Origin of the sequence: Peribacillus frigoritolerans (assembly GCF_001636405.1) — a bacterium.
Classification (GTDB): domain Bacteria; phylum Bacillota; class Bacilli; order Bacillales; family DSM-1321; genus Peribacillus; species Peribacillus frigoritolerans.
Window position 1 is genome coordinate 1814974 of sequence record NZ_KV440950.1, and the last position, 20641, is coordinate 1835614.

Sequence of the window (20641 nt, forward strand, 5' to 3'; positions counted from 1 at the left end):
AGGGGGAATGGGGATAAATGGAGATTAGAAAGGCTTCAAGGAAAGACGCGGGTAACTTGGCTGCTCTGTTCAATAATGTAGAAGATTCCGGGTATATGCTGTTTAATCCTGGGGAAAGAAAAGCTACGGCGAAACAAATGGAAAAGCAATTGGAGCAAATCGAAAAAAATCCCCCTTCCATTGTTCTCGTTTCCGCTAGCGGCAATGAGTTGAATGGTTACCTAATCTTATTGGGCAATCAAATGGGCCGAACGAGGCATTCCGCCAAAATCGTCATCGGCATCCATGAAAAGGGTAGAGGAAAAGGCATCGGTACGAAGCTATTTCAGAAAATGGAGGAGCATGCACGGACTAACGAAATACGGCGCCTGGAATTGTCCGTGATTGCAAATAACGCCCCTGCGCTTTCCTTATATCGAAAGATGGGGTTCGAAAAGGAAGGAATAAAGCGGGAATCACTGTTTTTTGATGGAAAGTATCATGATGAATATTTTTTGTCCAAATTACTTTAAAAAACGTATTGTCAAATAACTGAATGTCTGATAATATTAATTTTGTTGTAAAAAACGAATAAATTAGCATTTGACAAGTCATCAGTGTTTATGATATATTTCTAAAGTGAATTGAATACGTGTTTGAGGAAAAGAAGAAGCACCCGCTTCTCACCTGGTTGACGCAAACAATGCAGTTAACAGGTCATGATTTGATTATTTGGATCTTTCTGAATGAGTCTATCAGTGTGGGTGCAACATGCATCCACACTTTTTTATTATGATTATATCCTGTAAGCGAGTTGTGAGCGTGACCGAATTTATTCAAATATTCGTATTCGCCAATATCTTTGGAGGTGGCTAACTATTAGTAAAGACGCGATGGTAAACGAGGGCATCCGAGCCCGTGAAGTTCGTCTTATTGACCAAAACGGAGAACAACTTGGAATTAAAACGAAATTCGAAGCATTGGAAATTGCCGCTCGTGTAAATCTTGATCTAGTTTTAGTTGCTGCAAATGCAAAGCCTCCGGTAGCCCGGATCATGGACTACGGAAAACACCGCTTCGAGCAGCAAAAGAAAGACAAGGAAGCACGTAAAAATCAAAAAGTCATCAGTCTGAAAGAGGTTCGTTTGAGCCCGACGATTGAAGAACATGATTTCAATACGAAGCTTCGCAACGGTATTAAATTCCTTGAAAAAGGCGATAAAGTAAAAGCTTCTATCCGATTCAAAGGACGTGCCATTACGCATAAGGAAATTGGTCAACGTGTACTCGTTCGTTTTTCTGAAGCATGTAAAGAAGTGGCTACAATCGAGCAACACCCAAAAATGGACGGGCGCAGCATGTTCATTATCTTAGCACCGAAAAACGAAAAGTAATTGTAAAGTAATTTGTAATGAGGAGGAATACCTTATGCCTAAAATGAAAACTCACCGCGGATCTGCTAAACGTTTCAAAAAGACTGGATCCGGCAAACTTAAGCGTTCTAACGCTTACACAAGCCATTTATTTGCTAACAAATCTACTAAGCAAAAGCGTAAGCTTCGCAAAGCTAGCCTTGTAAGCAAAGGTGACTTCAAACGTATTCGTCATATGCTAGACAACATTAAATAAGTTCGATTTATCGAGTTAAATAGGAGGGAAATAACATGCCACGTGTAAAAGGCGGTACTGTTACTCGCAAACGTCGTAAAAAGGTAATAAAATTAGCTAAAGGTTACTATGGCGCGAAACATATTCTTTTCAAAGTAGCTAACCAACAAGTAATGAAGTCAGGAAACTATGCTTTCCGTGACCGTCGTCAAAAGAAACGTGATTTCCGCAAACTTTGGATCACTCGTATCAACGCTGCAGCACGCATCAACGGTCTTTCTTACAGCCGTTTAATGCATGGCCTAAAGCTTGCTGGTATCGAAGTGAACCGCAAAATGCTTGCTGATCTTGCTGTTGCTGACGAACAAGCTTTTGCTCAATTAGCAACTGCTGCTAAACAACAATTAGACAAATAAGTCTGACTGATACAGCCACTCTCTTTTCAAGAGGGTGGCTTTTTACATATTTAAAGGAGGGAATGGGAATGCAAGGAGTATGGTTCATTGCTGCTTATATGATCATCACGAACATCATCGGCTTTGCCTTAATGGGAATCGACAAAAGGAAAGCGCGTAATGGGGAGTACCGGATCAGCGAAAAGACACTTTGGTTTTGGGCAGTCATAGGAGGAGGGACTGGGTCCTTTTTGGGGATGAAGCAATTCCGCCATAAGACGAAGCATGCCGCTTTTAAGTGGGGTCTGCCTATATTGATGATTCTTCAGATAGGCTTATTGATTAAGGTATTCATTCAATTGTAATAAGTAGCACGTATAGTGTATATGCTTGTAGAAGCAGCAAAGAGTAGCTGGAGGGAGAGCATGAATGATAAATTGACACTTGTGATGAGCTACGTTCAATCTGGAAGCGTGTTTGCACCGTTGATTTTTATCACTTTTCATTTATTAAGGCAATTTTTATTCATTCCCGTCATTGTGGTTTGCATGTCTGGAGGAGTATTATTCGGGGCAGCTTTTGGAACCATCTATTCGGTAATCGGTTTGACGCTGTCCAGCATGGCCTTTTATTTCGTGATAGGCAAATTTCCGAAAACAAAGGATAGGCTGCTGGGGCTTAAGAATAAGCTGTTTGGTAACCGAAAGCTGAACAGCCGGCAAATTGCAGTACTCAGGCTAATACCATTCATACACTTTTATTTACTGTCGCTTTGTTTATTGGAATCCAATAAAGGGCTGAAAAATTATTTTTACCTATCCTTTATGACCAATCTTCCTGTAGCATTCGTATACACGGTTTTTGGCCACTATATTGCAGATTTCAGTCCCACGCTGATCGTCATCATTTTATTATCTTTAACCTTATTGATCTATTTATTGAGAGAGAAGCAGACGGTCGTCCCCTGGAAGGAATTTTTTCGTTCAGATGATTAATATAGAGCCTTGAGTCCATTTTCCTCAAGGCTCTTCATTATGCGTGATTTTTTCAATTTTGTAAGAACTCCTTGACCGGGCTCTTCCAATCAATAACGGCATCCGGGTATTGTTTTTTTAAGGCTGCCTCGATTTTCAAGAAATCATTTCGCTTCAAGCCTTTCAGGCCTGCCACTTTTTTAGGCCAAATGAAGATGGAGATGACCTCGAAGGAGCGTTCCGTCGTCCCTAAATACTTTTCCCCTTCAAACATCACCCCGTTGTACGTCAATAAAAAATTCTTTCGTATATTGGCTGTATCGTCGAGCAGAAAGAATTTTTTCTGTTCATGTGCCAGCTCTAATTTTCTTTTCGGATTAAATAGGTATTTAATGACTGTATAGATTAAGAAAATGATGAGAGCCAAAAGAATGAACCGCATGATCAATACCATGGAGATACCTCCTTAAACAGAGTGATTCCCTTTCATTTACGTATGGGTTTTTAATAAGTTTCATTTATTTGATATAATTTAGGGGAAGACGAAGGAAAGAAGTGATGAAAATGAACATAAGTAAATTAATGGAAATGCAGGCGGCTTTGGATGAGCATATACAGTCCAAGCATGATTTGGGTGCGGAAGACTTGGTGGAACGAAAGATACTTGCTCTTTTAGTGGAGCTTGGAGAGCTTGCCAATGAAACAAGATGTTTTAAATTCTGGAGTCTTAAAGGACCCTCTGATAAAGAAACGATTTTGGCTGAATATGTGGATGGCATTCATTTCATTTTGTCACTCGGGATCGAACGGGGTTTTGTACCGGAAGTTCCATCTGCCCTAAAGTTCCATCAGGAGGATTTGACGGTTCAATTTACTTCCATTTACGGTTACATCAGTGAATTTCGCACACAGCTGACAAAGTCATCTTATCAAAAGGTTTTTACTGCGTATTTACATTTAGGGGAGTTGCTCGGATTTTCGGCAGCGGATGTGGAAAAAGCATATGTAAGCAAAAATGAAGTCAATTACGAAAGGCAAAAGCAAGGCTACTGATTGTTTATGAAATCGATTGTCTGTATAATTATTCTTGTAATGTAAGTTATAAGGAGGTAAGAGAATGGCTCAATTGGATGAAACCTTAAAGATGCTTGCTGACTTAACGGATGCTAAAGGCATTGCAGGAAATGAAAGTGAAGTAAGAAAAGTGATGACCGAATACATAACACCATTTGCGGATGAAATATCGACAGATGGCCTGGGAAGTTTGATCGCCAAGAAAACGGGAGATGAAAACGGACCGAAAATCGTCGTTACCGGGCATATGGACGAAGTCGGTTTCATGATCACCCAAATTGATGATAAGGGATTTTTGCGTTTTCAGCCGGTAGGGGGCTGGTGGTCCCAGGTAATGCTGGCCCAGCGCGTGACGATCGTTACGGGTAAAGGTGATATAACGGGCATTATCGGTTCCAAGCCGCCACATATCCTGTCAGCGGAAGCGCGGAAGAAGGCGATTGATATTAAGGATATGTTCATTGATATTGGTGCATCCAGCAAAGAAGAGGTTAAGGAATGGGGCGTCAAGCCGGGGGATATGGTTGTGCCATATTTTGAATTCACGGTTATGAATAATGAAAAGATGCTGCTCGCCAAAGCCTGGGACAATCGAATCGGCTGTGCAATCGCCATTGATGTGCTTAAACAGCTGAAAGACAGCGACCATCCTAACATAGTTTATGGAATTGGCGCAGTGCAAGAAGAGGTCGGCCTGCGTGGCTCCAAAACATCCACATTCAAAATTCAGCCGGATATCGGTTTTGCCGTCGATGTCGGCATTGCTGGTGATACACCGGGGGTTTCCGAAAAAGAAGCGATGAGCAAGATGGGGGAAGGCCCGCAAATCGTCATCTATGATTCATCGATGGTGGCACATAAGGGATTACGCGATTTCGTCACCGACACGGCTGATGAAATGAATATTCCTTATCAATACGAATCGATACCGGGCGGCGGGACGGATGCCGGCTCCATCCATTTAACGGCAAATGGTGTTCCCGCCCTGGCAATCACGATTGCCACACGCTACATTCATTCACACGCAGCAATGCTTCACAGGGATGATTATGAAAATGCAGTTAAGCTCATTGTCGAAGTGATTAAACGACTCGATCGCGAAGCGGTTGATCGGATCATTTACGAGTAATATAGTAAGTTAAAAATGGAGAGGCCTAATATAGGTCCTCTCCATTTTCTTTTTTCTACTTGTCTTCGACGATTATATAGACGGCTTTGATCGGTCCATGGACGCCGACGACTAGGTCCATTTCGATATCAGCCGAATTGCTCGGCCCTGTTATGAAATTGATGCAGGAAGGAACGACTTCGCCCCGGGTAACCTTTGAACGGATGGCCGCAGCAGCCTGGGTCATTCGCGGAACGATGGTGCTTTTTGGAATGATGGAAACATGGCAGGAAGGAAGGAAGCTGATGGAACGGCCGTGGTCCTTGTCGCTGAACAAGACGACGGTCGCTGATTCTGCTAGTGTCATCTCACTGAATGTGATTCCGATGTTAGCACTTTCTGCTTTTTCGATATTTTCATTCCCGGCTTGGTGATCCCATATATGGACATCATTTTCCTTTAAGATGCCCTCTAACCCATACTCGGTAAATCGACCGTCCTTAGGGATGATCACGGGTCCGTTTCCAAGTTCCTCGATCACCTTTGTTAAGCAATGCACCACTTGCTTGGAGTCGGTAACGTGAAATTGAGTATGCACCCGTTTACATTGCTCCTTCAATTCCGCGACAAGATCATTTTGTGTCGCATGTTTCAAAACTTCTTTTTGGGGGGCGTGCTTCCATTCCGGAACGGAGATGCCTTCCGTAATAGGAGCCCTTCCCAGGTTTTTGGCTATATTGTTTAAAAATGCCCCTTCATTATGGATGGTTCCATTCATGATGATTTCCCTCCTTTTTCCCGATTTTTGAACCAGTCCCGAAAGCTCTCTTTCCCTGGAGCAGGGAACTCGCGGCTTTCTGTCCAAGTTTTGAGCGGTCCCGGGCCTTTCGAGATGATATCCCCCGTTTTAAAAGGTGACATCGCTGATGGGGCCATTTTGGAGCCGAATTTATAAAGCATAGGCGATGCCGCACCAATCCCAAAGGCCTTCATGGCCATCTTTTCTGAAAACGGCGCCATTTTTTCCTTTTCAACGATGACTTCACGATGCTTCCTCAGTAAATCATGGAGAGGAATCTTTACCGGACAGGCATCTGTACAGGCTGCACAAAGAGTGGAGGCATACGGCAGTTCCTTGAAATCATCATATCCCCCGAGTAAGGGTGAAAGCACAGCGCCGATTGGTCCGGGGTAAATTGAACCATATGAATGACCGCCAACCTGGCGATAGACCGGGCAGACATTTATACAGGCAGCACAGCGAATGCATTGAAGAACGGATTGAAACTCAGTTCCTAAGATGGAGGAGCGTCCATTATCCACGATCACTAGGTGAAACTCCTCGGGTCCGTCTACATCACCTTCATCACGCGGACCGGTAAGTGCGGTGATGTAACTGGTCAATCTTTGACCGACAGCGCTTCTTGTCAATAAGCTGACAAGGACTTCGAATTCATCGAATGTAGGTACAAGCCGTTCCATTCCCATCACGGTGATTTGCGTTTTTGGGAGGGCAGTGACCAAATCGGCATTTCCTTCATTCGTCACCAATCCGATCGAGCCTGTTTCCGCAATCGCAAAATTACAGCCGGTAATGCCCACATCGGCGCTTAAGAAATCTTTCCGCAAAATGCCCCGCACATGGGCGGTAAGCTCTTCCGGTTTTTCGGTTTGCGTATAGGCAAGCTTTTCTTTAAAAACATCCCTGATCTGTTCTTTATTTTTATGGAGCGCAGGTGCGACGATATGGGAAGGGGGATCATGATCATCCACTTGTAAAATGTATTCTCCAAGGTCCGTTTCAACGACATCGAGGCCAACTGCCTCAAGAGTTGCATTCAAATTGATCTCTTCCGTGACCATCGATTTGGATTTAACGACCTTTTTGGCATTCTTTTTTACAATGACATCCTTAATGTAGCCGCTTGCTTGTTCAGCGGTTTCAGCGAAGAAGACATGACCGCCCCTTTTCGAAACGTTTAGGGCAAGCTGGTGCAAATAGAAATCAAGGTTACTGAGCACATGCTGCCGAATTTCTTCCCCAAGGGAACGCCAATCCTCCCAGCTTCCCAATTCATCAACGGCAGTCAGCCGCCGTCCGTGTAATCGTTCTTGGGCACTGGATACGGCCAATCGCATAAAGTCATTATGTATTCCTTCATCCACCCGGTCTTTAAATTTGGCAGAGCTGGTTTTCATAGCCATAAGTTTTTCCCTCCTCGCTTTCTTTAAATGCTATTCAGGACTTCCGCAATGTGAAGGACTTTCACCGGTTGCCCCTTCCTTTGGATCCGTCCGCCGATATTCATCAAACATCCTGCATCCCCGCCGATTAAAAAGTCGGCACCGGTAGCTTCAATATTGCATACCTTCTCCTCGACCATTTGCCCGGAAATGTCACCCATCTTAACCGAAAAGGTCCCCCCGAACCCGCAGCAGTTTTGGGCATCCGGAAGTGGTGTCACTTCCAGCCCCCTGACATGGCTTAATAAAATGGCAGGTGCTTCCTTCACTTTAAGCAGCCGTGTCATATGGCATGAAGTATGATATGTGGCCTTTCCCTTGAGGGTAGCCCCGACGTCGGTCACTTTTAAAACATCCACGATGAATTGGGACAATTCATATGTTTTAGCCGCTAATGATGCCGCTTTCTTTTCCCATACGGCATCACCTTTGAAAAGTACCGGATATTCCTTGAACATCGCTGCACAGGAACCGGAAGGGGTTACGACGTATTCAGCATCCGCGAACGTTTTAATCATCTTTTTCATGGCTTCCTTCGATTCCTTCGTATACCCGCTATTATATGCCGGCTGTCCGCAGCATATCTGGGACACCGGGAAATCGATCTCACAGCCTAATCTCTCGAGTAGCTCCACTGTCGCTTTGCCGACATTGGATTGAAACAAATCCACTAAACATGTTGCAAAGAGAGTAACTTTCAATCTGAATTCCTCCTTTTTCAAAATAGGTTAACAGGTCATCTGATGACTAGAAAGTGGAAAAAGGAAATGGCTAAGAGAAGATACCAATTTCCAAGATTTTTTAAATGAAGTAATCGTTTTCAAAATAATATATCAATTTAATCCTTTTTTGTATAGGGTATTTTTGAAATTTAAAGGAATATCAATGACTCTTTTGCTGATTTTTTTGGATGACCCGGTCCAGCGATTCCTCGACGCTTTGAAGATGAAACAGCATGGCACTGCGGGCTCCGTCTTCATCCTGTGCCACGATTGCATCATATATCCTGACATGCTGCTGGTAAAGCTGCTTGAGTGTCATCTCTTCGGAATAAAGCGCAGCCCGACGGATATCACGCATCTTTTCCGTCATTAATTCTGAAACATGATTCATCAATGTAATCAGCAGCTCATTTTGTGATGCATTTGCCACGGCAACATGGAAGGAGATATCCGCTTTATCACTAAGTTCTTCATCATCCGAGACCTTTTCCATATTAAAAAGCATGTCCTTAAGTTCGATAAGGTTTTCTTCCGTTCTCTTCTTCGCTGCCACTTCCGCCGTACCGGACTCAAGGATTTTCCGGACTTCCAGTAAATGCTTGATATTGTCTTGATCCATCAAAAGGGCGGCAGACAAGGGGTGGTTCATGATGGCGGGGTCGAAGGTTTTGACGAATGTTCCTTCACCTTGTTTTATTTCAATAAGACCCATTGAACTCAATGCACTTAATGCTTCGCGGATGGCCGGGCGCCCGACTTGGAAATTTTCCGCAAGCTGCTGAATGGAATCCAATTGTTCACCTGGTTTCAGGCTGCCTGACCGAATCATTTCATAAAGTTCATCGCTGACTTCTTCATAAATTTTTTTCGGCTTTATTTTTTTATATACCAAGTGTAGCACCTCTATTTTCTATGAGTTTCTCTAGTTAATATTATATAACACAAATGATCTTTGACACTTCCAGAAGAGTTAAAAAATCAACAAAAAATAAAAAAAATCTTGCTTTTATATTTTCAATCATTTAATTTAAATGAGTACTCATCAAGTCATCTGATGACTTTGAATATTTGAATATGTAAGGGGTTTCAATTAGCGTTTGATTTCTGAATTTTTAAAAAATCAATAGTAAAAGGAGTCGAAATGAATGACATGGACACAAAACTTTACGCCGATCACCGATAATTTAGTTTTATCATCTCTTGCCGCACTCATTCCAATTCTTTACTTTTTCTGGGCGCTTACCATCAAACGCATGAAAGGTTACATGGCAGGTATAACCACGTTGCTTGTAGCTCTTGCAGTGGCTGTATTGATATATGGGATGCCTGCAGGAAAAGCAGTGATGTCCGCTTCACAAGGAGGCGTATATGGGCTGCTCCCAATCGGATGGATAATCATCACTTCCGTATTTTTGTACAAGATGACTGTTAAAAGCGGACAATTCAATATCATTCGTTCTTCTGTGCTTTCGCTTACGGAAGATCGGCGGCTCCAGGCATTATTGGTGGCATTTTCTTTCGGGGCCTTTTTAGAAGGTGCTGCGGGATTTGGAGCACCGGTCGCCATTTCAGCTGCGCTTTTAGTCGGTCTCGGCTTTAACCCGCTATATGCAGCAGGGATTTGTTTGATCGCGAATACCGCTCCGGTAGCGTTCGGGGCGGTTGGAATACCGATCATCGCCATGGAAGGCCCTACTGGCATAGCCGCCATGGAGATTTCCAAAATGGTCGGCCGCCAATTGCCATTCCTTTCGGCTTTCATTCCGCTTTATCTCATTTTAATAATGACCGGGTGGAAAAGGTCGCTTGAGGTCTTGCCGGCAATTTTGGTTTCCGGAATTTCCTTTGCCATCACACAATACTTAAGTTCGAATTTTCTTGGGCCCGAATTACCGGACATCCTTTCCGCGTTAGTGTCACTGTTTGCTTTGGCGATTTTCCTTAAATTCTGGAAACCTAAGACGATCTTTCGCTTTGCATCAGAGGAAACGGCAGCTGCTGTCGAACCATTATATACAGCCGAAGCGGAAACAAAATACACGAAATGGCAGATATTCCATGCTTGGTCACCATTCCTCCTGTTGACGCTTTTCATCACAATATGGGGGATGAACCCAATAAAGCCGGCACTATCCGGACATTATGAAGGCAACAATGTGCTGCTTGGCGGAATCAATGAAATCGGGAAACTATTAACCTTCCAAATCGAAGTGCCAGGTCTGCATAATGAGATAATCGGAAGTAATGGATTGCCGATTGCGGCTTTCTATAAAATAGAACTGCTCGGAGCAGCCGGGACGGCCATTTTACTGGCTGCCATCGTAACGAAGTTCATTGCACACATGTCTGCAAAAGACTTTTATGGCACCTTTGTTGAAGCGATGAAAGAGTTGGCCAAACCAATCTTGATGATTTCTACCGTGGTCGCTTTTGCTTATGTGACGAATGCTTCAGGCATGTCGACAACACTAGGGATGACCCTGGCAAAATCGGGTGATTTATTTCCGTTCTTCGCACCTGTTCTCGGCTGGCTGGGTGTGTTCATTACCGGATCGGATACATCAGCCAACCTCTTATTTGGCAGTCTGCAGAAAGTGACTGCGCTTAAAGTGGGAATGGAACCGGTCCTGGCACTGGCGGCGAACTCTTCTGGAGGGGTCACCGGAAAGATGATTTCCCCCCAATCGATAGCGATAGCTTGTGCTGCCGTAGGATTGGCGGGCAGGGAATCGGAATTATTGAGATTCACGCTTAAACATAGCTTATTTTTATTGCTGCTTGTTTGTGTGATTACCTTCTTGCAAAATGGCGTCCTTTCCTGGATGATTCCATAAGTAAAATGAGGCTCCCTTTTCATCGGGGAGCCTCGAAATATTTTCAAGTCCATTCAAAAAAAGGAGGACATATCATGCAATTGGCAGCTGTTGCAGGAAAATTGGTGCATGAGGTTCGAAAACTGATTGATGAAGAGATCATCATTATTGATCATGCCGGCATGATTATCGCCAGCACCGATGGCAGCCGCATTGGATCTTTTCATGAAGGAGCCATCCACGCTTTCAACAATCGTGAGAAATTGATCATCAATAAACAGGATGAACGAAGTTGGAAAGGAGTGAAGGCAGGGATAAACCTGCCTATTTTCTTTAATCAGGAAGCCGTTTGTGTCATTGGAATTACAGGTGACCCCAAACATGTTTCCCCTTATGCGGAACTATTAAAAAAGATGACGGAGATGTTCATTCAGGAAAGCTATCATATTGAACAAGCAGAATCCCAATCACGCCTGATGGAATTCTTTGTATTTGAATGGCATCAGCTGCAGACGTTCAATGAGCACTTCCTTCAGAAGGCCAAGTTGCTTGGGGTCGATGTTCATGCGGACCGGATCATCACCCTTGGTGAATTCAAGACTGAGGAAATCATTGAACCTCATGTATGGAGAACGCTTCAGATATTCATAAGACAGCAGCATCCCAATGACATCGCAGTACGTTGGGGGAGGAACCAATTCGTCCTTCTTTCAATGGCCGATTTCATCGGTTCAAAAGACCAGCAATATATGAAACTAAGTAAACTGCAAAAAAAGCTGGAAGAGAGTTCGGGCTATAAAGTGTATGCAGGAGTTAGTTCGCGTGCATCAGGATCCGCTTTCAGGCCAGCGTTTTTTAAAGCGGAACGTTCCTTGAAAATCGCTTCTTCTTCATCAGGTATCATATTTGACGAGGACTTGAAACTTGAGGTCCTGCTTGATGAAGTTACCGCTGAAACTAGACAGGAATATTTATCCCGGACGATTCAGGAGTTGCTTCCTAATGAGGAACTGCTTAAAACCCTTTCCATGTATTTTGCATGTGATCTATCTTTAAAAGAGACCGCTAGAGCCCTCCATATCCATATCAATACCCTCCATTACAGGCTCAAGCGCATAGAGGATTTGACCCGGCTGAATCCTAGGAAGCCAGCCGATTTAGTCACGATGTATCTAGCATTAAGTGTATTGGATAAACATACAAATTAATTCTATGTAAAGCTCAAAACTTTATATGTTCATACATAGAAGGCCGAGTGTTTTTTTTCTTATACTTACATCATATAAAAAATCTAGAATTTCCTATGTTTATATGAGGAGGATGTACATGTTAACAAAGCAGGTTAAGCAGCTACTTCTTGCCATTGTCGGTCAGGAGAATTACGATGACTCGAAAGTGGAATGTCTAGTCCATTCATATGATGCAACGCCTGGGTTTCAAGCGTTGCCGGATGCTGTCATCAAACCGGGCAGCACAGCTGAAGTCGCAGCCATCGTCAAAGTTTGCAACGAATACAATGTTCCGATCGTTCCGCGTGGTTCTGGGACGAATTTAAGCGGAGGCACATGCCCGACAGAGGGGGGGATTGTCCTTTTATTCAATCGAATGAATTCATTACTTGAAATAGATGAGGAGAACTTAACAACGACCGTACAGCCTGGGCTCATCACTTTGGACTTGATTTCAGCAGTTGAAGAGAAGGGATTGTTTTATCCGCCGGATCCAAGTTCGATGAAAATCTCCACGATTGGCGGCAACATTAATGAGAATTCTGGTGGACTGCGAGGTTTAAAGTATGGAGTCACCCGTGATTATGTCATCGGGCTTGAAGTCGTCCTTCCGAATGGGGACATCATTCGAACAGGGGGCAAGCTTGCCAAAGATGTAGCCGGATATGATTTAACGAAACTTTTTGTCGGATCGGAAGGGACCTTGGGCATCGTTACGGAAGCGACCTTAAAGCTGATTCCAATGCCGGAAACGACTAAGACGATGCTTGCCTTATATCAAGATTTGGATGCTGCAGCCCAGTCAGTGGCCAAGATCATTTCAAATAAGATCATTCCTGTGACATTGGAATTTCTGGATCGGCCGACTTTGATCGTTGTTGAAGACTTTGCGAAAATCGGTTTGCCTACCAATGTGGAAGCCGTCCTGCTGATTGAACAGGATGGTCCGCCTGAAGTGGTGGAACGTGATATGAAAAGGATGGCCGATATCTGTCTAGAGGAAAAGGCGGTTTCCGTGGAAATTGCCGAAACGGAATCTGACGCTGTCGCCTTGAAAACGGCAAGACGGACAGCACTTTCCGCATTGGCACGCCTCAAGCCGACGACCATTTTGGAAGATGCCACCGTTCCTCGCTCGGAAATTGCCAAAATGGTTAGAGCGATTAATGAGATCGCTGACAAGCATAACGTGGACATTTGCACGTTCGGTCATGCTGGGGACGGGAACCTGCATCCGACATGCATTACCGACGCTCGTGATCATGAGGAAATGGAGAGGGTGGAGCTCGCTTTTGCCGACATTTTTGCCGCGGCTATCGACCTTGGCGGGACGATTACCGGTGAACATGGTGTAGGAGCGATGAAGGCCCCGTATCTTGAATGGAAGCTGAAGAAAGAAGGGATTGATGCCATGAGGGCGATTAAACAGGCTTTCGATCCCAATAACATCATGAATCCCGGCAAAGTATTTGCCAAGGAAACCAGGAAAAGGGTGGTGGTTTCTTCATGACGACAGTTCAGGAAAGGGAAACCATTGCCATTCAATTCGCGGAAAAAATGAATGAAGATGAATTGTTGAATTGTATGCGCTGCGGTTTTTGCTTACCCCATTGCCCGACATACATAGAATCGGGGCTGAAGGAATCCCACTCACCAAGGGGCCGGATTGCGCTTATGAAAGCGGTGGCGGATGGCGTGATTGAGCCAGATAGGGATGTAGAACGTTCTTTGAGTCTTTGCCTCGGCTGCAGGGCTTGTGAACCTGTGTGCCCTTCAGGTGTGAAATACGGACACCTTCTTGAAGAAGCAAGGGATATCATCCATCAGAATAAAAAACACAGCTTCCCTGTAAAAACGATCCGCAAGGCGGTTTTTAGTGGACTATTCCCGCACCAGGAGCGAATGCAGACCATGACAAGTTTGCTTGGCTTCTATCAGAAATCAGGCCTGCAATACATGGCCCGTAAAACGGGAGTCCTCAACATGCTTCCGGATAATTTGGCAGCCATGGAAAAAGTGCTGCCGAAAGTCCCGAAAAAAGCAGAAATGAAAAATAGGCCAACCGAGCTGCCTGCAATCGGAACGCCGCTCAAAAAGGTGGCTTTCTTTTCCGGCTGCTTGATGGATACGATGTTTTTGGAAACGAACAAGGCCACACTAAAGCTTCTTCAGCTGGCCGGATGTGAAATCTTGATACCGAAATCCCAGGCCTGTTGCGGTGCGCTGCATGGTCACAGTGGTGAAAAAGCAGGTGCAAAGCAACTGGCCAAGCGTAATATTGAAGCCTTTGAAACGGAGGAAGTTGATTATATCATTACGAATGCCGGTGGCTGCGGCGCTTTTCTCATAGATTATGATCATCTGCTCCAAGATGAACCGGAATGGCACGACCGTGCAATCTCATTTAAAAATAAGTTGAAAGATATCAGCCAGATCCTTGTTGATTTGCGTTTTCAGGAAAAAGTTCGCCTGAAACTGCCAGCTCAAACCGTAACTTTCCAGGATTCCTGTCACTTACGGAATGTGATGAATACCTCCTCGGCTCCGCGAATTCTCCTTCAATCAATAGAAGGAATCGATTTCAGGGAAATGAAGGATGCCGATCGCTGCTGCGGCTCAGCTGGGATATATAATATTGTTGAATCAGAGATGTCCATGAACATTCTTGACTCTAAAATGGAGCACACGAAATCGACACAGGCCGATATTGTTGTCACGGCAAACCCTGGCTGCCTGTTGCAAATGCAATTGGGGATCGAGCGGGAAAACTTGGGGGAATGCACAAAAGCGGTGCATATTGCGGACCTGCTAATAAAGGCTGTGGCTTTATGATAGAAGAAAAAAAGAACACAAGCATTATTTGAAAAAACGAAATAGCAGGATTTGGTTAAACATTACATTTTTATAAAGGGGGAAACCCTTGTAAAGGCTGGATCTCAATTAAAAATGCGTTCTGTGCTGAGAACAAATTGTAAATGATATAACAAAAATGAAATATGGATTCCTCGTTTACTTAGGAACATGTCGGGTATTGTTTATATATAGCATCCACTAACAGAAACAACAAAACCTAAGGAGGAATGTAAAATGAATAAAACAGTATATGGAGTATATGAATCAAATGCAGAAGTGATCCAAGCAATTAATGCACTTAAGGCAAAGGGTTTTGAAGGGGACGATATTACGGTCGTCGCAGATAAGGAAGAAACACTGGATTTCACGAACCATCAACGTGAAACGGATGTTCACACAATGACGAATGTTCCTAACGACGAATCGTTTATGGACAAGGTGGCACGTTTCTTCATGCCGGAAGACACGGCAGACCTTTCAACAAGATTGGCGAATGCGGGCCTTTCGAATAGTGATGCGGCTGAACATGTCTTTGATGTAGAAAATGGAAAAGTCCTGGTTCTGGTTGAAGAAGGTGAAGGCCATCTTGGAACGGCAAGAGATAAATTCACGACCGGAACAATGGACACTGCCGGTACAAGGCTTGATACTAACTCCACCAACCCACTATATAATGGTACGGAAAAAAACGATGCATTAAATAAAGAAGATGTTTATGGAGTCAACGGACAAGGCCGTGAATTGCCAGAAGATGAAAGGACGCTTAGACTTCGGGAAGAACAGCTGAACATTGACAAAGAAAGAGTTCAGACAGGAGAAGTCGTCATTAATAAAGAAGTAAATGAACAGCATAAAACGATCAATGTCCCTGTTGAACACGAAGAAGTGACAGTTGAGCATAGATCGGTTTCAGGACGTGAAGCGAATCAGGAAACCGGAACCATTGAAGATGGGGAAACATTACGAATCCCGGTTGTTGAAGAAAAACTGGAAGTTTCGAAAAAACCGGTTGTCACCGATGAAATTGTCATCAAGAAACATGCTGTACAAGAAACGGAGCAAGTTCAGGATACTCTTAAAAAGGAAGATATCCAGCTTGATAGTACAGATGAATCGATCGTGAATGAGAAAAAGGCAACTGAACGTAGAACCGACCGCTTCTAAGAGTGAAGGAAATGGCCTGCAGTTTTAAAACTGCAGGTTTCCTTTTGTTTTTTAGACTGATTAAAGGTCCGAGCTTAGGGAAGGCAAACCTTTTTGTTTAATTGGCACCCATCAGGGTATAAATACACATAAGAAGAAATATCGGAAAAAGGAGGAGGAATATGCATGGGAAAAACGTTATATGGTGTTTTTAATACGGAAAGAGAAATGATCCAGGCTATACAATCCCTCAAGGAAAAGGGGGTTCATGAAGGGGAAATAACGGTAATGGCTGATAAGAAAGAAGATTTGGATTTCGTTAATGAAAAGCATGATCCGGATGTCGAAGTCGTTACTAACTCTAACGAGGAATCCTTCATTGATAAAATGAAACACTTCTTCCTGAACGAGGGTTCCGAAGATATAAGGAACCGCCTAGGTGAGCTAGGGCTTGCCGATAGTGAAGCAACCGCTTATATAAATGAAGTGGAGGCCGGAAAATTCCTCATTCTTTTAGATGAATCGGAAACCGTAACAGCACGTGAGAACATGACTTCCAATCGCATCGAGGATACGGACGCACCTGCAGAGAATCCGCTTAAAACAGGGGTGGTGAACAATCCGGACCCGAACCTTTTTCCGGAAACAACCGCGAATGCCTATCAAACAAGGGAAATGGAAGCACAGCCAGGAAGAAGCGAAGAGCTTCACGGAAATTCCGCCAATATCTATGAAAATGAAGAGCTGGATATGAAGCGAGCTCAAGAAAGGGAAATCTGGGGGAATTCCACAGAAAAATTCAAGAAGCAAAAACCAGGGATTCATGAAGGAACACTGGCAAGCGACCCGTTTGCAGACGATGCTGACAAAAACCTGGACGCTCAAGGATCACTGGATCGGACCGCGGGACCGACAGCGAGCGGACAGCAAGAGGAAGGCTTACAAGATGAATACATCAAAAATCGAATCAATACCGACAATTTGTAATACCGCAACAAGAGCAGCCTGCATAAGGCTGTTTTTGTTTGTTTACTTAGATTGAAGAAATTTGCGACACTCCTGCCGAAATCACTAGCTGAGACACGCAGCCGTTTGCTTTGGCTTGTAAGACAGTCGATGGAATGGGTGTGGAACGTTTTTAATGGCTCTTTTCGTAAAGATTGTTGTTTTTAAAACGAAACTATTTAAGGTTGATTGGAGCGGAAGTGCGAGACTCCTGCGGAAGCAGCGGGACAGGTGAGACCCCACAGGCGTTTACGCCGAGGAGGCTCACCGCCCGCCCCGCGGAAAGCGAGCATCTGGAGGGGAAATCAACCACAACTCACTACCTGGTAAATAGCAAAAAGTATGTGAAAACAGCCTTTTTAATAGGACCGCAAGCAACCTCGATTTTCTTAGAGTTTGCTATAGGCTGTTATTTTAAAAAAACCTTTAGGCAGAGGGTTCCCTTGTTCGTCTCCATAGACTATTTGCTTGTTTATTGATAAAGCTGCAAGGTATAATGACAAAGGAATTTTATTTTAAGTAGAGTAACAAGGAGGGGGAGAAACATGGAAAAAAACGTATATGGTGTTTTTGACTCTAATCCGGAACTACTTGCTGCAATTTCAGACTTAAAAGCAAAAGGCGTAACTGGCACCCAAATGACAGTGGCAGCTGATATAAAAAATTATGTGCAGCTTGGAAATGAACATACGGATATACTGATCATCGCCAATCAGGATAAGGAGGACACTCTTTTTTTGAAAATCTTCCATTACTTCACAGATGAAGGATCTGGAGATTTACGCAGCTTTTTCACGAAATACGGCTACTCTTTTGCTGAGACAAAAGCGATGCTTGAAGAAGTGAAAGCAAAGAAATTCATCTTGCTGCTTGATGAAGAAGTCTCCATCGAAGAACTGAAGGCTGGCGAGGCGAGGCGAGATTAAAAAAATAACAGCCTTTGAAGGCTGGCGAGGCGAGATTAAAAAAATAACAGCCTTTGAAGGCTGTTATTTTTTTAATCCTGCTTCGAGGGCAGTGATCATTTCCTGTTTTTCCTGCTCGGATGAATTTTGCCAGATGACCTCGAATAATACTCCCAATCCAGGAAGCATTTTTTCCTCGCCATTTTGTATGGCATCGACAATCGTGTCTTCCAGCTGCTCTTGCGTATTTCCAGATACATTTTGGATGATCGCATTACGTAAGTTTAAATTCATAATTATTCCTCCTCTAACACATAATGACTGACATTAATAGCATTTCACAAACTCGCATGCAATATGTATGTGAATTGCGTTATAATTAGGAAAATCAGTGTGAAGTTAAAGGAGCGTTTACCCTTGAAATATATCGAATCCGTAAAAAACCCGCAAGTTAAGCAATGGAAAAAACTTTTGACGAAAAAAGAACGAGATAAAACAGGTAAATATTTAGTCGAGGGTTTTCACCTAGTTGAAGAAGCCTTAAAAGAGGAAATCGTCTTGGAAGTGATCATCAATGAAGAAACTGAAATGCCTGCCCATTTTAAGGTGGAAGGCACAGAACTCATTTATGTGAAAAATGATATTATGAAGGCGATTTGCGATACCGAAGCACCGCAGGGAATTGCTGCGGTTTGTGAACAGAAATCAACGAGCATGGCGTCCATCAATCCGGAGAAATTATTGTTGATCGATGCCGTCCAAGATCCTGGGAATATTGGAACGATGATCAGGACAGCGGATGCAGCGGGAATCGATGCGGTCATCCTTGGGGAAGGGTGTGCTGACTTGTATAATCCCAAAGTGGTCCGTTCGACGCAAGGGAGCCTCTTCCATATGCCTGTCATTAAAGGGAACCTATCCGAAATCATCGATGAGCTTAAGCAAAGTGGCACACCGGTTTATGGTACGGCATTAGAAGGGGCATCGCCATTTGAAGAAGTCGAAAAGTCTTCCCGATTTGCCCTGCTGGTCGGTAATGAAGGCCAAGGGGTATCGAAGGAATTACTGGAGAAAACGACTAAAAACCTCTATATTCCCATCTACGGAAAAAGTGAATCTTTGAATGTGGGGATCGCTGCCGGGATTTTAATGTACCATTTACGAAAATCGATTTGAAACGGCCGAAGAATTATAATATAATAAAACAGAATTTTATAATGAAAACAACGATGACAAAGAGTAGTAGCTTAAAGTTAACCATATCCAGGGAGAAAATGCCTTGACTGAAAGCATTTTTATGGCACTGCTTAAGTGAATTCACCTTTCGAGTTGGCATTGGGAAGACAGGATGTCCGAAAAATGTTCCGGTGAAGAGCCGTTATTTTTAATGAAGTGAGTGCAGAAGTTTTTTTGTTTATGCACTAATAAGGGTGGTACCGCGATACATAAACCTCGTCCCTTTAGGGATCGGGGTTTTTTTGTGTTCATTTTTACAAAAGGAAAATAAAGGAGGAAGACATGATGCAGGAACGTTTACTAGAACTGCAGGAAGAAGCGTTGCAAAAAGTTGCCGCCGCTTCCGAATTAAAAGAACTGAATGAAGTCCGTGTTGCTTATTTAGGGAAAAAAGGGCCAATCACTGAGGTATTGCGCGGCATGGGTAAATTATCTGCCGAAGAGCGCCCGAAAATCGGGGCACTAGCCAATGAAGTACGCGAAGCGATCGCAACAAAGATCGAGGAGAAACAAAAAGCGCTTGAAACCGCGGCAGTCAATGCAAAGCTAGCAACTGAAACGATTGACGTCACTCTTCCAGGACGTCCGGTAAACAAGGGGAATCTTCACCCATTAACACGAATCGTGGAAGAAATCGAAGACTTATTCATCGGGATGGGTTATACGGTTGCGGAAGGTCCTGAAGTCGAGAGCGACTACTACAACTTCGAGGCACTTAACTTGCCAAAAAGCCATCCGGCACGTGATATGCAGGACTCCTTCTACATCACGGATGAAATCCTGATGCGGACGCACACTTCACCGGTTCAAGCCAGAACGATGGAAAAACATAAAGGTCAAGGCCCTGTTAAAATCATTTGCCCAGGAAAAGTATATCGCCGGGATAACGATGATGCGACACACTCCCATCAATTCCAGCAAATTGAAGGCTTGGTCATCGATGAGAACATCAGCATGAGCGACCTGAAAGGAACGCTAGACGTATTTGCGAAAAAAGTATTCGGGCAAGACCGTGAAATCCGTCTTCGTCCAAGTTTCTTCCCATTTACTGAGCCTTCCGTCGAAGTGGATATTTCTTGTAAAATCTGCAGCGGTAAAGGCTGCAGCGTATGTAAAAAAACAGGCTGGATCGAAGTGCTTGGCGCTGGGATCGTTCATCCGAACGTCCTTGAGATGGCTGGCTTCGATTCCAAGAAATACTCTGGATTCGCATTTGGAATGGGCGTGGAACGGATTGCCATGTTGAAGTACGGTGTGGACGATATCCGTCATTTCTATACGAATGATGTTCGATTCTTAAAACAATTCAACCATCACGAAGCATAAATTTTTATTTTAAAAAGGAGGACCTAC

General features: G+C 43.8%; 23 protein-coding genes and 2 other annotated features. Of the genes, 17 read left to right on the plus strand and 6 right to left on the minus strand.

What is annotated here, in order from left to right; all coding sequences use genetic code 11:
• Positions 1 to 17 precede the first annotated feature (17 nt).
• The 6 genes from A6755_RS08900 (at position 18) to A6755_RS08925 (ending at position 2977) form a co-directional block, all read left to right on the plus strand.
• The gene (locus A6755_RS08900) at positions 18 to 512 is read left to right on the plus strand and encodes a GNAT family N-acetyltransferase (protein WP_063590464.1); all 495 of its coding nucleotides are present in this window, start codon (positions 18 to 20) and stop codon (positions 510 to 512) included.
• 125 nt (positions 513 to 637) lie between these two features.
• Positions 638 to 774 (plus strand) — a sequence feature (ribosomal protein L20 leader region).
• 98 nt (positions 775 to 872) lie between these two features.
• Complete coding sequence (gene infC, locus A6755_RS08905) at positions 873 to 1373, plus strand: translation initiation factor IF-3 (RefSeq protein ID WP_034309072.1); 501 nt, start codon at positions 873 to 875, stop codon at positions 1371 to 1373.
• Positions 1374 to 1407: 34 nt separating this feature from the next.
• Positions 1408 to 1608: a 50S ribosomal protein L35 gene (gene rpmI / locus A6755_RS08910; RefSeq protein ID WP_034309070.1), complete on the plus strand. Its 201-nt coding sequence runs from the start codon at positions 1408 to 1410 to the stop codon at positions 1606 to 1608.
• Between the two features lie 35 nt (positions 1609 to 1643).
• On the plus strand, positions 1644 to 2003 hold the full coding sequence (rplT, locus tag A6755_RS08915) for a 50S ribosomal protein L20 (RefSeq protein ID WP_034309067.1): 360 nt from the start codon (positions 1644 to 1646) through the stop codon (positions 2001 to 2003).
• A 68-nt stretch (positions 2004 to 2071) separates the two neighbouring features.
• Positions 2072 to 2347: a DUF1294 domain-containing protein gene (locus A6755_RS08920; protein WP_057276692.1), complete on the plus strand. Its 276-nt coding sequence runs from the start codon at positions 2072 to 2074 to the stop codon at positions 2345 to 2347.
• A 60-nt stretch (positions 2348 to 2407) separates the two neighbouring features.
• Positions 2408 to 2977: a TVP38/TMEM64 family protein gene (locus A6755_RS08925; protein ID WP_063590465.1), complete on the plus strand. Its 570-nt coding sequence runs from the start codon at positions 2408 to 2410 to the stop codon at positions 2975 to 2977.
• A gap of 52 nt (positions 2978 to 3029) precedes the next feature.
• Here the strand turns inward: A6755_RS08925 and A6755_RS08930 are convergent, their stop codons facing one another.
• Entirely contained in the window at positions 3030 to 3410 is a 381-nt protein-coding gene (locus tag A6755_RS08930; RefSeq protein WP_034309060.1) for a hypothetical protein, read from the minus strand.
• Positions 3411 to 3520: 110 nt separating this feature from the next.
• On the opposite strand from A6755_RS08930, the gene A6755_RS08935 reads away from it, so the two are divergent.
• The gene (locus tag A6755_RS08935; RefSeq protein ID WP_063592499.1) at positions 3521 to 4009 is read left to right on the plus strand and encodes a dUTP diphosphatase; all 489 of its coding nucleotides are present in this window, start codon (positions 3521 to 3523) and stop codon (positions 4007 to 4009) included.
• 64 nt (positions 4010 to 4073) lie between these two features.
• Positions 4074 to 5159, plus strand: coding sequence for a M42 family metallopeptidase (locus tag A6755_RS08940; RefSeq protein ID WP_063590466.1), 1086 nt, complete (start codon positions 4074 to 4076; stop codon positions 5157 to 5159).
• Between the two features lie 55 nt (positions 5160 to 5214).
• Here A6755_RS08940 and A6755_RS08945 read toward each other — a convergent pair whose 3' ends face one another.
• From A6755_RS08945 to A6755_RS08960, 4 genes are all read right to left on the minus strand, one after another.
• Complete coding sequence (locus A6755_RS08945; protein ID WP_217349299.1) at positions 5215 to 5919, minus strand: LutC/YkgG family protein; 705 nt, start codon at positions 5917 to 5919, stop codon at positions 5215 to 5217.
• The gene (locus A6755_RS08950) at positions 5913 to 7343 is read right to left on the minus strand and encodes a LutB/LldF family L-lactate oxidation iron-sulfur protein (protein WP_063590467.1); all 1431 of its coding nucleotides are present in this window, start codon (positions 7341 to 7343) and stop codon (positions 5913 to 5915) included. The genes A6755_RS08945 and A6755_RS08950 overlap by 7 nt, the downstream gene beginning before the upstream one ends.
• A gap of 23 nt (positions 7344 to 7366) precedes the next feature.
• Positions 7367 to 8083, minus strand: coding sequence for a (Fe-S)-binding protein (locus tag A6755_RS08955; protein ID WP_063590468.1), 717 nt, complete (start codon positions 8081 to 8083; stop codon positions 7367 to 7369).
• Between the two features lie 181 nt (positions 8084 to 8264).
• Positions 8265 to 8996, minus strand: coding sequence for a FadR/GntR family transcriptional regulator (locus tag A6755_RS08960; RefSeq protein WP_063590469.1), 732 nt, complete (start codon positions 8994 to 8996; stop codon positions 8265 to 8267).
• Positions 8997 to 9249: 253 nt separating this feature from the next.
• Here A6755_RS08960 and A6755_RS08965 point away from each other — a divergent pair, with 253 nt between their 5' ends.
• The 7 genes from A6755_RS08965 (at position 9250) to A6755_RS08995 (ending at position 18073) form a co-directional block, all read left to right on the plus strand.
• A complete protein-coding gene (locus tag A6755_RS08965; RefSeq protein WP_034309047.1) occupies positions 9250 to 10938 on the plus strand; it encodes an L-lactate permease in 1689 nt (562 codons plus the stop codon).
• A gap of 74 nt (positions 10939 to 11012) precedes the next feature.
• Positions 11013 to 12125: a PucR family transcriptional regulator gene (locus A6755_RS08970; RefSeq protein WP_063590470.1), complete on the plus strand. Its 1113-nt coding sequence runs from the start codon at positions 11013 to 11015 to the stop codon at positions 12123 to 12125.
• Positions 12126 to 12243: 118 nt separating this feature from the next.
• The gene (gene glcD, locus A6755_RS08975; RefSeq protein WP_063590471.1) at positions 12244 to 13656 is read left to right on the plus strand and encodes a glycolate oxidase subunit GlcD; all 1413 of its coding nucleotides are present in this window, start codon (positions 12244 to 12246) and stop codon (positions 13654 to 13656) included.
• Positions 13653 to 14978, plus strand: a complete 1326-nt coding sequence (locus A6755_RS08980; protein ID WP_063590472.1) for a (Fe-S)-binding protein — start codon at positions 13653 to 13655, stop codon at positions 14976 to 14978. Before glcD ends, A6755_RS08980 begins: the two co-directional genes overlap by 4 nt.
• 255 nt (positions 14979 to 15233) lie before the next feature.
• On the plus strand, positions 15234 to 16163 hold the full coding sequence (locus A6755_RS08985) for a YsnF/AvaK domain-containing protein (RefSeq protein ID WP_063590473.1): 930 nt from the start codon (positions 15234 to 15236) through the stop codon (positions 16161 to 16163).
• A 165-nt stretch (positions 16164 to 16328) separates the two neighbouring features.
• Positions 16329 to 17129, plus strand: coding sequence for a YflT domain-containing protein (locus A6755_RS08990; protein WP_063590474.1), 801 nt, complete (start codon positions 16329 to 16331; stop codon positions 17127 to 17129).
• 563 nt (positions 17130 to 17692) lie between these two features.
• Positions 17693 to 18073, plus strand: coding sequence for a general stress protein (locus tag A6755_RS08995; RefSeq protein ID WP_063590475.1), 381 nt, complete (start codon positions 17693 to 17695; stop codon positions 18071 to 18073).
• Between the two features lie 63 nt (positions 18074 to 18136).
• Here the strand turns inward: A6755_RS08995 and sspI are convergent, their stop codons facing one another.
• Entirely contained in the window at positions 18137 to 18346 is a 210-nt protein-coding gene (gene sspI, locus A6755_RS09000) for a small acid-soluble spore protein SspI (protein WP_034309032.1), read from the minus strand.
• Between the two features lie 123 nt (positions 18347 to 18469).
• Here sspI and A6755_RS09005 point away from each other — a divergent pair, with 123 nt between their 5' ends.
• Both A6755_RS09005 and pheS read left to right on the plus strand, forming a co-directional pair.
• A complete protein-coding gene (locus tag A6755_RS09005; RefSeq protein ID WP_034309029.1) occupies positions 18470 to 19228 on the plus strand; it encodes a TrmH family RNA methyltransferase in 759 nt (252 codons plus the stop codon).
• A 44-nt stretch (positions 19229 to 19272) separates the two neighbouring features.
• Positions 19273 to 19515, plus strand: a binding site (T-box leader).
• Between the two features lie 58 nt (positions 19516 to 19573).
• Complete coding sequence (gene pheS, locus A6755_RS09010; RefSeq protein ID WP_053535889.1) at positions 19574 to 20614, plus strand: phenylalanine--tRNA ligase subunit alpha; 1041 nt, start codon at positions 19574 to 19576, stop codon at positions 20612 to 20614.
• Positions 20615 to 20641 lie beyond the last annotated feature (27 nt).